This is a genomic window from Alicyclobacillus acidoterrestris (genome assembly GCF_022674245.1).
GTDB classification, from domain to species: domain Bacteria; phylum Bacillota; class Bacilli; order Alicyclobacillales; family Alicyclobacillaceae; genus Alicyclobacillus; species Alicyclobacillus acidoterrestris.
This window is the reverse complement of sequence record NZ_CP080467.1, coordinates 164,373-176,674: the sequence shown is the minus strand read 5'-3', so window position 1 is coordinate 176,674 and position 12,302 is coordinate 164,373. Positions and strand designations below refer to the sequence as shown.

General features: G+C 51.0%; 9 protein-coding genes and 1 pseudogene. 1 reads left to right on the top strand and 9 read right to left on the bottom strand.

Annotated elements, in window-relative coordinates; genetic code table 11:
* Window positions 1-98 precede the first annotated feature (98 nt).
* The 6 genes and pseudogenes from K1I37_RS00775 to K1I37_RS00750 all read right to left on the bottom strand — a co-directional run bounded on the left by K1I37_RS00775 (window position 99) and on the right by K1I37_RS00750 (window position 6,831).
* Entirely contained in the window at window positions 99-761 is a 663-nt protein-coding gene (locus tag K1I37_RS00775; protein ID WP_021294935.1) for a nitroreductase, read from the bottom strand.
* 160 nt (window positions 762-921) lie between these two features.
* On the bottom strand, window positions 922-2,304 hold the full coding sequence (locus K1I37_RS00770; protein WP_021294934.1) for a four-carbon acid sugar kinase family protein: 1,383 nt from the start codon (window positions 2,302-2,304) through the stop codon (window positions 922-924).
* 38 nt (window positions 2,305-2,342) lie between these two features.
* A complete protein-coding gene (locus K1I37_RS00765) occupies window positions 2,343-3,656 on the bottom strand; it encodes an MFS transporter (RefSeq protein ID WP_021294933.1) in 1,314 nt (437 codons plus the stop codon).
* Window positions 3,657-3,723: 67 nt separating this feature from the next.
* Window positions 3,724-4,971 (bottom strand): annotated as a pseudogene (locus K1I37_RS00760) (ribulose-bisphosphate carboxylase large subunit family protein).
* A gap of 94 nt (window positions 4,972-5,065) precedes the next feature.
* Complete coding sequence (locus K1I37_RS00755) at window positions 5,066-6,088, bottom strand: zinc-dependent alcohol dehydrogenase (protein WP_021294930.1); 1,023 nt, start codon at window positions 6,086-6,088, stop codon at window positions 5,066-5,068.
* Between the two features lie 77 nt (window positions 6,089-6,165).
* Window positions 6,166-6,831, bottom strand: coding sequence for a class II aldolase/adducin family protein (locus tag K1I37_RS00750; RefSeq protein ID WP_021294929.1), 666 nt, complete (start codon window positions 6,829-6,831; stop codon window positions 6,166-6,168).
* A 274-nt stretch (window positions 6,832-7,105) separates the two neighbouring features.
* On the opposite strand from K1I37_RS00750, the gene K1I37_RS00745 reads away from it, so the two are divergent.
* A complete protein-coding gene (locus tag K1I37_RS00745; RefSeq protein WP_021294928.1) occupies window positions 7,106-9,034 on the top strand; it encodes a sigma-54-dependent Fis family transcriptional regulator in 1,929 nt (642 codons plus the stop codon).
* Between the two features lie 96 nt (window positions 9,035-9,130).
* On the opposite strand, the gene K1I37_RS00740 is transcribed toward K1I37_RS00745, so the two are convergent.
* From K1I37_RS00740 to K1I37_RS00730, 3 genes are read right to left on the bottom strand one after another with little or no spacing between them, the layout of a single operon-like run.
* Complete coding sequence (locus K1I37_RS00740; protein ID WP_021294927.1) at window positions 9,131-9,568, bottom strand: aconitase X swivel domain-containing protein; 438 nt, start codon at window positions 9,566-9,568, stop codon at window positions 9,131-9,133.
* Window positions 9,565-10,839, bottom strand: a complete 1,275-nt coding sequence (locus K1I37_RS00735) for an aconitase X (RefSeq protein WP_021294926.1) — start codon at window positions 10,837-10,839, stop codon at window positions 9,565-9,567. Before K1I37_RS00735 ends, K1I37_RS00740 begins: the two co-directional genes overlap by 4 nt.
* 42 nt (window positions 10,840-10,881) lie before the next feature.
* Window positions 10,882-12,228 carry an MFS transporter gene (locus K1I37_RS00730; RefSeq protein ID WP_021294925.1) on the bottom strand — a complete coding sequence of 449 codons (1,347 nt, stop codon included), beginning with the start codon at window positions 12,226-12,228 and terminating at the stop codon, window positions 10,882-10,884.
* Window positions 12,229-12,302: the final 74 nt, after the last annotated feature.

Here is a 12,302-nt window from a genome sequence, read left to right as displayed (position 1 = left end):
TGATTGGATGTCACTCGCGCGACCATGCGTTTGGGCCCGCCGCCTATTGGCAACGGGCCCAAATCTGTACGGTATCTAGAATGGACAAGCTCTATCCATCAAAGTCCTCTGAAATGAATGGTCTCTTCCACCGGAACCCGGATACTGGACGGGCGATTGTACGGATGGTTTTTGTCCTCATACCCCATCATAATACCGACGATAATCCGGTGGTGCTCTGGAATTTCAAGGATTTCCCGCAGCAAATGTGGGTATGACACAGAGCTGGCCGCAGGCGTGGAGCCGAGCCCATGCTGCGTAGCAGCTAACATCAGGTTACCAGCATAAATACCCACGTCGAGTGTTGACCACTCTGTGAGTGACCGGTCCAGGCATAAAAACGCAGCGACAGGTGCATTGAAGAACGCAAAGTTATTCCGCCAATTTTCGGCACGCGCCTTCTCATCATCGCGAGAAATGCCGCTTTGCTCAAACACCCTCGCATAAGACGCATTCATTCTCTCCTGCAAGTAGTCCGGCCACGCTTTGGGCTTTGGCATATCGCTGTCATCCGGGGCCTGTTGACTGTCATATGCCTCCAAATAAGCCTTGCGAAGCCGCTCCAACGTCTCCCCTGTGGCCACATAGACTTCCCACGGCTGAGAATTGGCCCATGATGGCGCCTTTTGAGCGTCCCTCAGCACATCCAGAATCACTTCTTTTGGCACAGGCTCATCTGTATAGCGGCGAACGGTCTTTCGCTTGTCAAACAAGTTAGACATGATGGTCCACTCCTCTTTCTCATCTATAAGTACAGTATCTCAAAATAAATTATGTAGTATCAATTCGTCACAAACAAGAAAGCGCATCCCCATCCGTCTAATCTGGAAAGCCGTTCGCCGCGAACGGGATAGCCCTCGCTATCCCGTCGTCCCTCGCCATTTACATGTTTAAAACCTGCGTAAAATAATCTTCTCCGCCAAACTGACCACCTTTTAAAGCTAGCTCCAAACCGTCGATGCGCAAATCGTCAGAATAGCAGCGACACAGTGGCGCTCCAGGTGAAATCGACGTGATCATTTCCATCGCGTAAATTCCCAATTGCCGTGTTGCATAACTCGACGTGTCGCCACCAGAGATGACCAATCGCCGAATCCCAGTCTCTTGAATGACCTGTCTTGATACTTCCCCCAAATAAGATCCAAGAATTCGACCCGAGTCGGAAATCTGTAAACCGCGATCGATCATTTGCCGCTGGTTTTCTTGAATACTCGGGTCGTCTGGTCCGAGCGCTGTGTACATGATCAGGCTTTTGCCATGGCGTACGGCATCACAGGCTTGATTCACGATGTCCTGGAGCGCCGCCTTGCTGTCCGTTTCATCCATCACCGCTTGCAGAGACAGGTGAATGCCCTCAAATCCATGATTCAGTGCCCACTGCAGCTGCTGTTGGGTGACCGGCGAGCAACTTCCCGATACGACGAGGAGTTGATCCACCTTGTGCATTTCGACGTCTTTATCTGCCGGCTTCGACACCGTGTCCGAATTGCCGTGAATCGCAGAAATGGCGTGGCCGACACCGGAAGACCCAACAATGAACATTGGCTCAGCCGTTTGCCGTGCAAGCGCGAGTATGGCACCGACTTGTTGCACATGCTCCCTCGTCAGCGCATCGAAAACAACCGCCTCTGGATGGTTTGCCAGCTTACGCTGGAGGATATCCCATACTTCCGCCTGAGTGCCATTGAGATGAAGTACATCGATAAGTTCAACATCCCCCGCACCTTGCTGCTGCAAAACGAGGCGTAAATCCGCCTCATGCATCGGCGTAATGGGGTGACGCGACATCGTCGGATGCCTGTCAAGGCGATAGACATCTCCGCGCATCGCGGCGTAGTGATTGCCGAACACCGTATACCGCTGAAGGTCTGGCGAAGCGACGAACACCGGCGTCCATGACTGCTGTTTGAAGGTGTCTTGGGAGATGCGCAGCACCGTCGCGATATTCCCAATCTCCACAGAGGAATCAAACGTCGAACAAACCTTGTAATGAACATAATCACTGCCCAATTCCCGCAACCCCCGGAAAATGGACGGCAGTTCGCGTTCCATCTGACTTGGGTTCATCACGCGACTATTCCCCGCCACGCCCACACACTGAATGCCTGGGAAACGCGCCAATACCTCCCGGTCAGGAACATCGAGAAATAGTACGGTCCGCAGGCCATGTACGGTCAGTGACTCCATGGCATCGGTCGATCCGGTGAAGTCATCTCCATAAAACGAAAGAACGATTTTTCCACTCTCTATTGAATCATCCCGCATGGTGTGTCGAACCTCCAATGTGCTGTTCTATTTACGACTTATGACGTCAACTTCCGCGAATAGTTGATAGCCACGGACGATACCGCCATCAGTAAACCGGCCACTGCAAACATCACGAAGACGCCAACGAAACTGCCACCGCTCTGCTGGACGATCCAACCGACGAGAATGGGCACCAAAATCCCCGCAACATTACCTGAAAAGTTCATAGCCCCCGTCAATTGACCAACGTGTTGATTGGCCGCAAGCCGCGCCGGAACGCTCCAGTACAAGCCACCCCAACGCAAGAAGAAATTCGCAAGACTGATGAGTAAAATTGCAGCGGTCGGCGTCGATACGTAATTCACGAGGATGATGGCCACCGCAACACCCACGCCAGCGAATCCGAGCAACGTCCTCATCACGGCATTGACAGATGCGCCAGCGCGAATCAACCTATCCGCCAACTGACCAGCGAACAATTCACCGACGAATCCCGCACCGAAAATCACAAATGTCCAAATCCCGGTCATCCCAAACGACACATGTTGAACCTTGCTGACGTAAGAAGGTGCCCATGTCAAAAGCCCGTAAAGTACTGCATCATAACCGAAGAACGCCAGAAGCAACATCCATGGACTGGCATGCTTGAAATAATGGATAGAAGATGGGTAGGCGTTTTCATCGCGGCCATCCTCTGTCTCAATCTTGTCGAGATATGCGGCTTCCTCCTGCGTAATCATGGGATGCTCGGCCGGATTGTCACGCATGAGCACCCAAGCCAAAACGCCGATGAGGACTGTCAGAAGTCCTACTGCACCAAATGCAAGACGCCAGGTACCCAACCAGACGATGAGACCTGTCACCAACAGACCGCCAAACGCCGTCCCTAATGGGCCACCACCATCGACCAACGTACTGCCCCGAGCTCGTTCATGCTTGCGCAACCATCGCGTGAGTGAGGAGTTCGCGCCGTTCTGAACCGGTCCCTCAAAGACGCCAAGGAGCATCCGCATGCCAACAAGCGATGCAACACCACCGACAAAACCAGTCAGACCTTCAATGATGCCCCAGCCAATGAGACTGGTAGAGACCACTTTGCGCGGTTTCAACTTATCGACGAGCCAGCCCCCGGGCAACTGCATCAGGGCATATGTCCAACCAAACGAGCTGAGGATAATCCCCGTGGTCAATGAACTAATATGAAGATCCTTGCCAATCAACGGCATGGCAATCGACAGCGAAGATCTATCAATATAATTGATAATCATGACTAGGATGAAGAAACTAAACATCCACCAACGCAATCCCGGAACGCGCAACCGTGCTTGTTTCTGCACGTTTCCCTCGGTTTTCACCTGATTTGCTTGCATCTCTGACACCGCCTATATTCACATTCTGTTAAGCGCTTACAAGAAAAGTAAAATTAATCTGTTTTCATCAAGAACGGGTAAACTTCTCCATCGCCTGTGAGAGCTCGACATGGGTCGCAGCGTACGCCTCTAAGGGGTGCCCTTGCAAAGCCGCTTCCCAACCTTGCTTCATACTTTCCACGCCCGCTGCAATACCGCCGGGATGCGCCATAATGGCCCCACCAGCCAAGTGCAAGACATCTACTGTTTGAATCGCTTGATAGGTTTCAACCGCTGTTCCAGCCCATTGCCCTGAAGAGAGCACTGGCATCACCGTGTCGTCTCCGAACATTGGTGTCAAACAGTCTTGAACGGATTGAACAACGGAATCGTTCGACTCAAAAAATTTATTGTTTAGGCCGTTCGTATGCAGATGATCGACCCCCGCTAAACGGGCCAACTTTTGATACACCCGGAACTCCATCCCCAAGGACGGGCATCGAGTCATCGCCCCCCATTAGTTGCGATGCCCGTGAATCGGCACCTCTGCAAACTGGCGCAAATACGATACACCAGCAAAGCCCACGCTGTTGATGCCCACCATGACACAGTTCCCGCCAGCTTGAACCACCATATCATGATTTTCCCGAAGTTCATCCATATCACCAGTGATATTGAACGCGTACATCGTTTTTTTGCCCGTCTGATCAGCAGCCCGCTCAATTTCCTCCATCACAGCCTGAACTCTTACTTTGAGCGGCGCATACGGGGGATTTGCGTTGAGTTCATCATCCTTAATGAAGTCAATGCCAGAAAGCGCAAGCTCCCTAACCAGCGCGCGGAGTTCGTCCATCGACAACCCGATACTCGGCTTCACAATCGTGCCAACGAGCGGCCGTTCATAGACGCCGGCGAGTCTTCGAGTTCCCTCAATGCCAAATTGTGGACCCCGATATTTCTCAATGAACTGAACAGGCAAATCGAGATCCATCAACCGTAAGCCCGAAAATTCCCTTAACTCATAAAGGTTTCCGGCGACGGTCGCCAGTAAATTGGGAATAGACGCGCCAAAATTATGATATGGAAATGAAAGAACGACCTCACCCCGACGAAATACAACCTGCTCTTTATCAGCGGGTAGTTTAACCCCTGGCAGGGAAGGCGTCCGTACAGAATCTAGCTCCGTAATTCGGACGATGCTCGCCCCATATGTCTGCTTGATATATGGCGTTTCCCCGGGGACAGAAACAAATGTACCCGTGGATTGCTCGCCGGCCATGACCGCTACAGCATAGTCAAGGGGGTAAGGCGTCTCAATTCGATACGTCGCCAGCACACGCGCCTCAGTCAATCTAGGCCCTCCCATCCAAACACCCACATCAGTATCGAATCATCTATCCTTCTTCAACGCGACGTGCATTCTCGACAGTTTAAAACGTCACCAGGACCTTGAGGGGGTTGTCCTCTTTCTTCTCTACCATTCTAAAACCGTCAGCAGCTTGCTCATATGGCAATACATGTGTAATCACGGCTTCACTGAGAATTCGGTTTGCCCCCAGCAACGCAACGGCCGCCATGGTGTCTTGACGCGTATAGCAGAAGCAACCGACCAATTCCTTTTCCTGGCCTTGAAGTTGCATGATATCCAGCGATTGATCACCATGAAACATCGCGATGGTAACAATGCGCCCGCCCTTTTTGACAAGTGTCAGCGCTTGATTCAAAATGCCAGGCACGCCCACAGCTATCAGCACTTTGTCAAACTGACCGCCAATGGTCTCCAATGCTTCTTGAACCCAATTATCTTTACCCGCGATATTGAGGGTGTGCGTTGCACCGAGTTTCTTAGCCGTATCCAGACAATAATCAAAAACATCGGTTGCGAGAATCGTCGTCGCACCCGCTTCCTTCGCGACCGCGAGCGTCAACAGGCCAATTGGCCCTGCGCCCAGGACTGCGACCTTGTCTCCAACCTCAATCCCCGCACGACGAACCGCGTGAACACCCACAGCAAGCGGTTCTGCCAATGCCCCCACCTGATAATCCATGTCACTCGGCAGGGCAAACACGACATGTTCTGGTGCCACAAAGGTCTCTGCCATCGTACCGTACCACTTTCCGATGCCAGGCGCTTGGCGATTGTCGCAATAGTTGATGTCCCCACGCAGACAATGTTCACATTTCCCACAACCAGCTTGTGGTTCCACGGTCACTTTGTCGCCGACCTTGACGCGGGTTACGGATGTTCCTATCTCCACCACTTCTCCAGAAACCTCATGCCCAATAATCACTGGTGGTTTGCGGAATGGATGAAGACCCTTGTATGCGTGAATGTCAGAACCACAAATCCCCGCCGCCTTCACCCGAATGCGAACCTCGTCGTCGCCAAGTGGCGCGCTCTCCACGTCCGTAATCACCACTGTGTATGGGCTCTCTATCATAACCGCTTTCATTGCGACACTTCCTTTGCATGTCTTCATGTCTGTAAAATTCCTGCTCTTGTTGCACTTTTCACCTGAAGGAAGCGCGGTTACTTGCGCTTCACGCGCTTGCGCGGCTTATATCGTGCACCCTCCAAGAAGTCTCTGACCACGTTATCCGGTATCTTCGTCAATGGAATATCAGCCGATTTCGCCGTCACAATCATGCGACAGGCCATCTCTAACGTTTCCAAGCGCATACTCGCATCCGCAAACGAATCATCAAATAGGATGACACCATGATTTCTAAGAATAATGACATGGGCGATTTCAGCCTGTTCCTTGACTGCATCCCCTAACTCCGATGTACCTGGATGGTAATAGTCGACATACGCGACGTCCTCCAGAAAATACATCGTCTCGATGAACAACTCAGACACAATCGGCTCTTGGCTTGATGCGATTAACGTGGTGTAAAAAGGCGACGAGTGTAGCACCACGTTTGCATCCTCGCGCGTTTGATAAATTGCGGTGTGCATCGGAACTTCCTTGGATGGCTTGCGACTTCCCTGCCAGGTCCCTTCGACAAAATTGCACAAAGAGAAGTCATCCATCTGCAAGTTCCCCATCTCCGTGCCAGACGCCGTAATCAGCATGTGCTCTCCGTCAACTCTCGCACTCAAATTGCCGGACGTCCCCCACGCGAGTTGATTGGCCAACATGTATTTCCCCGTGTCAATCAACTGTTGTGCGATCTCTGATTGATTGAATTCCACCATTTCACCCCCTCGGCCTTACACAAAGATATGAAGCAAGAACCGTGCCAAAAGGATGGGTGGGATACGGAAAAACTCAAATATTTTTTGGCGCCTACAAAAACGTCGCGATTTCCGCGAAGTGACGATGATCTTCGTGGCATTCAAAAGTGAACGCTTTCAAATATCAAAACAACGGGGGTAGCGCAACGCTTGTTCAAGTTGATACAATCGTAGCAAAATGAAACGTAGCGTCTCATTTTGAGTCAAATAAAGCGTCTTGAGGGGAGTTAACATGAGCAAAATCGTGGTCATAGCACCTTCAAAGGAATTCGCTGATACCGTTCGCACCGTTGTAGGCGAACATCATTTGAAAATTTACGCACCACAAGATGACCGCGACTTCCCCTTCGAGGAAACCGTCCCCATCGCCCAGCAGGAGGAAGCCCGCGGGGCTGAAGTCATTATCACGCGAGGCGGACAAGCGACCCTTTTGAAACAAAAGGTCAGCATCCCCGTTGTCGAAGTCAAAATGACCATCCTCGACATTTTAAGGACGGTTCACCATTTGAAAAGGAAATACCAGCGTATCGGCTTAATCGGCGTTGAAAATATCATCTGTGATTACCGGGAATTAGGTCGTTACATCGACATTCAAATCTACCCAGTGTTCTCATACGAAGACGATTTAGATCTGCGTGTCCGCCAAGCTATCTCGGACGGGATGGAATGTATCGTCGGTGACGGGATGTCTGTCGACTACGCCAAACGATTCGGGCTACCAGGGATTAAACTGATGCCCTCCAGCGCGAGTGTCCAGGAAGCTATCGATCTCGCCGAAAATATCATCCGCGCCCGCTTTCTTGAAAGTACTAAAAATGAACAGTTTCGAATGGTGTTGGAAACCGCTCAGGATGCCATCCTGATTATTTCAAATGAGTCACAAGTGCTGCTTGCAAACCACCGGGCCACCCATTTGCTCTGCCAAGATCGCGATGATATCCTCAATTACCCCATTTCCGAGGTCCTCCAAAACGAACCAAACCTATTGAAACTCATCTATCAGTCCGAAGAATTTCGAGAAGAAATTGTACAGGTTCGCAATTTCATTTTGTCGGTGTCCAAACGCCGGATTACAGTGGCGGGTGACCCGATCGGATGGGTGCTCACGATGCAGGACGTGACACAAATTCAAAAACTCGAACAAACTATCCGCCGAAAATTGAGCCACACCGGATTCGTCGCAAAACGTAGTCTTCAGGATATCGCGGCAGTCTCCCCAAACATGAAGATTGTCATAGAAAAAATAAGACACTTCAGCAAGGCCGACTCTACCACGCTCCTGCTCGGCGAGACCGGCACAGGCAAAGAATTAATCGCCCAGAGTATCCATAACCACAGTAACCGAAAGAACCGACCGTTCGTCCCCATCAACTGCGCTGCGCTGCCTGGCAACCTGCTTGAAAGCGAATTATTTGGATATGAGCCAGGCGCCTTTACTGGTGCAAATCGCAATGGCAAGGCTGGGCTCTTTGAACTTGCACATACTGGTACCATCTTTCTCGACGAAATTGGTGAAATGCCACTTGATTTGCAGTCACGGCTCCTGCGCGTGATTCAAGAACGCGAGGTCATGCGCATCGGCGGAAGTGCCATTATTCCTGTCGACGTGCGAATTATCGCGGCTACACACAGAGACTTACAATCTGACATTCAAAGTGGAAAGTTTCGTGCAGACTTGTTCTACCGACTCAACATCCTGACCATACACATCCCACCGCTTCGGGCGCGCAAAGAAGACATCCCGCTGCTCGTGGATGCCTTATTGACAAATATCTGCAAGCGATATGAACGTCCGAAACCACAATTGGCCAAGTCATTCATTGACCAATTGACGCGGTTCACGTGGCCGGGCAATATCCGGCAACTCGAAAATGTACTAGAGCGCATCGTCGTGTTGTTCAACGCAGACATTCCTCAAGAACAGGTGCTGCAAGAGATTGTAGAAGAGTTATCCGCAAGTGATGACGCGACAAGCCCCCCGCGTGAACGAGAGCCTAATCTGTTCCCTATTTTGGATGGAACGCTAGAGGATATCGAGCGGCACGTCATCCTTCGCCGACTAGAGGCGTTTGAAGGGAATAAAGATCTGACCGCCAAGCACCTTGGCATCAGTCGGGCAACGCTATGGAGGAAGTTAAAAGAACTCGCGACGGAGGGGTAAAGTGTCGACCGTATCCGCGCAATCTCCCTGTTCACAACGCCTGGAAACCAAATGTGCCTCCACTGACGTGTCCAATGGAGGCACATCATCACAAAGTCAAACTTGGGTACGCGGCGAGTCGCCACGCTTGATCACTTCTACAACGCCACGGTCACCGTCTATCTTTAACCAGTCCCCCGTATGAATCACAGAAAGTGGGTCTTGGTCAAAATCTGTAATCGCTGGTACGCGCGTCACAATCGCCCCCAGGGCAGCTTTACTTGTCATCGTATTGAACAACATCGCCTTCGGTGCCGCCCCCGCTAGGCGCGCTGTGTGAAATATCCCCGACCACCCTGAGGAACCTTTTGCGCCGGGAAACACCAGGACTTTTCCCTTGAAAGACTCCCCTCGCAACTCATGCCTCGATTCAATGATGGTACCACTTGCAGCCTCGACGCCTCCCCATCCTGATATCTCTTGGCTGGTTACCAGTGCCTCACCTTCCGCATACCCACCAACTATCGGTCGCCCACGCAATATCACGGAATTCATGAAATCCCCCCTGTCCATCGACCCGTTATCGCCGCGTTTACGCAGTCCTTCGTGGAACCAAACCAGCCTTGCACCTTCATAATCGCAGGTAGATAGTGGACTTGCTTTGCCGAATCCGTAGCGATTACCTTGGTACCTTTCGGTAAAAATCTCCCGATAGCAGGACAGGTGTCACTCATCAGTACTGCACCTGCGTTCTCCATTATTTTTGTATATCCATTGCGATCAGCCAGTTCCCGAATCGGATGAGGTGTAAAAATCCAAAGCTCCGTATTACTGTGCACCGTCTTTCCATCTAAGAGATTGCAAATCTCCCATATCTGTTGGATATTTGCGTGAGGGCAACCTAACATGACGAGATCTACATGCGGATCCCTGGCTGTACTGTTTAACTCTTCATATACCTGCAATCTCTCCTGCTGCCCAAACGAGAACCGCGCCTGAATTGGATGCCCCTGAAACGCTTCCTCGACGGTTCTAGCTTCTGCGGTAATACCGGGAATATGATATAGTTCCACGCCGCCGGATGTGGATGCGGCGGCACCGAAATGCTTCAACTGCGATAAGTTTGGCGTACTGTTCACATGATCTAAAACAGGCACCTTATCCCCAACCATCTTCCCAACGTAGTAACCCAATATTCCCCAATCCATAAAATCCTGCACGGGGAACTGCACGTCTACATAGTGTGTTCCCGCTCGCTGCTCATGCAAATGGTAACCCCAGTATGGGATTTTGCCTGTCAGCATCGCCGCCGCAGTGCTTTCACGACCTTCCACGTTCGTTCTCGCGCCAAGCACGGAGTTGATATATACGACGGCGGAGGATTCCATCCATGCACAATGCTCGCCTTTCACAGGTACATTCCCTACCTGATACGGCGTACATGTATTCATCAGTTGGATGCCGTGCGCCGCATTGTACGACTCACTTTCCGCAATGAGATCATGCGTTTCCTGCTCAATTTCTTGTAATCGCCAGTGACGCGCGTCCATTCTGCCAATAAGTTGACAACTGTATGCCTTCACGTGAGGAATTTCAAAAGTTTCATCGCTATCTAAGCTCATTTGCGAGAAGATTTGATCATGGCTTTCGAACTTTGGTAGCCCAGGTGCAGGAGAAAAAACGTTTGCCCCACACACATTGTTTGTATCCACGAGCCGTTCGGCTCCAAGTGCATCTCCATATTGAACAAGTAGCTCCATGGCCCGCTGAACAGCGCGCCCCTCTTTACCGTCTAGCATAGCCTCTTCATCCGCTGTAAGTCTCATGTGTTTACCCCTTTCTATCTAGCCTTGTGAAGCTTTCCCTTATCACAGGAGTTCCTGGCTGGACTGTAAGTCGTCACTAAGCAACTCAACGTCTCTCGTCTCGGGTCCGATTAAAGTGGCGACAATGAACAAAAGCCCACCAAGCACGATGAGGACCAACGCAGTATATTCGTACGGCATGAACTTCCCGAGCAAGAAAATCCACGTGCTATACAATCCGGGGAGTATGAGGCTGATAGTATAGGCGGTTCCATAGCCTGAACCTCGTACATCTGCAGGAAACCGCTCGTTCAAATAAACGATGACCGTGCCTAGAGGAGCGTTGGCCAGAAACAGCGCAATAAACCCCATTGCGCCGACTGCGAAGAAGCCCACACCACTTTTGGCGAATAGAATCATGAAGAGAAACGCTAGTGTTTCCCCTATCGTCAGCGAAATCCCCACCCAGAATAGAACTCGCTTGCGACCTAATTTTTGACTGATTACCGCATAGCCAACCATCCCGACGACCGTGGCCAAATTCGCTAGCAGTTCCATCGTGCTCACATTCGATGCCGACTGATGCAAATAGCCCTCCAACAAACCCGGCATAAAGGACAGCGCCATTTGCGCAGCAAACCACATCCCAGACATGAGAAGAAGCACCTGAAGGAATCCCTTCATATTACTCCCTGACAAAAGCCGCCAGATGGGCTGCTTATTCGCATCGCCACTGCTCGGTAGTTTTGTGACTTCTAGTTCCGGAATACGAGCGTAATAAATGAGATACAAAATGCCCAGAAAGGCGCCAAAGAAAAATGGCACGCGCCATCCCCAGGATAACAATGCACTCTGAGAGAGGTTCTTCAGTACAAACAGCTGTACAATATTGATAAACACAATTGCCACAGGAGCACCTGCTGAGACTAATCCGGCAATGAACGCTCTCAAATGTTTGGGTGAGCGTTCAATTGCCAACGGAACTGGCCCGGCATAGCCCCCGCCAAGGAAGATACCGTCAATCAATCGCAACGCAATGAGTGCAATGATGGCCCCATATCCCCACTGGGCATAACCAGGGAGTACGCCAATAAGAAAAGTTGTGACAGTAAACCCAATAGCGGCTATCATCGTCACGCGCTTTCGACCAATCTTGTCGCTCAAGTTGCCAAGAATCGGCCCGCCGATGGGACGAGCTAGCAACGTAACCGTAAAAATCAGCGTACTTAAGGTAACCTTGGCAGAGTCAGGTAAGGTATCGGGTTCGAAATACCCCATGGCTGCCGGAAGGACAAATGCGGGCAAATAAATATCGTAACTGTCAATTAGTAGACTGATGACGCCTCCAATCATGGATCGCTTCGCAACAGACGGTACACCGTCTCCAGTCCGAACCTCTGCAACAGACATCCTCATACCCTCCTTATAATTGGAACAATGGGAATTTTTCAACCAGAAGTTGAAGATTAGGTATTCGAGCAAGG

Excerpts from the sequence above, each read along its gene's own strand:
- K1I37_RS00775 (WP_021294935.1), bottom strand. The coding sequence starts at position 761 with ATGTCTAACTTGTTTGACAAGCGAAAGACCGTTCGCCGCTATACAGAT.
- K1I37_RS00770 (WP_021294934.1), bottom strand. The coding sequence starts at position 2,304 with ATGCGGGATGATTCAATAGAGAGTGGAAAAATCGTTCTTTCGTTTTAT.
- K1I37_RS00765 (WP_021294933.1), bottom strand. The coding sequence starts at position 3,656 with ATGCAAGCAAATCAGGTGAAAACCGAGGGAAACGTGCAGAAACAAGCA.
- K1I37_RS00755 (WP_021294930.1), bottom strand. The coding sequence starts at position 6,088 with ATGAAAGCGGTTATGATAGAGAGCCCATACACAGTGGTGATTACGGAC.
- K1I37_RS00745 (WP_021294928.1), top strand. The coding sequence starts at position 7,106 with ATGAGCAAAATCGTGGTCATAGCACCTTCAAAGGAATTCGCTGATACC.
- K1I37_RS00740 (WP_021294927.1), bottom strand. The coding sequence starts at position 9,568 with ATGAATTCCGTGATATTGCGTGGGCGACCGATAGTTGGTGGGTATGCG.
- K1I37_RS00735 (WP_021294926.1), bottom strand. The coding sequence starts at position 10,839 with ATGAGACTTACAGCGGATGAAGAGGCTATGCTAGACGGTAAAGAGGGG.
- K1I37_RS00730 (WP_021294925.1), bottom strand. The coding sequence starts at position 12,228 with ATGTCTGTTGCAGAGGTTCGGACTGGAGACGGTGTACCGTCTGTTGCG.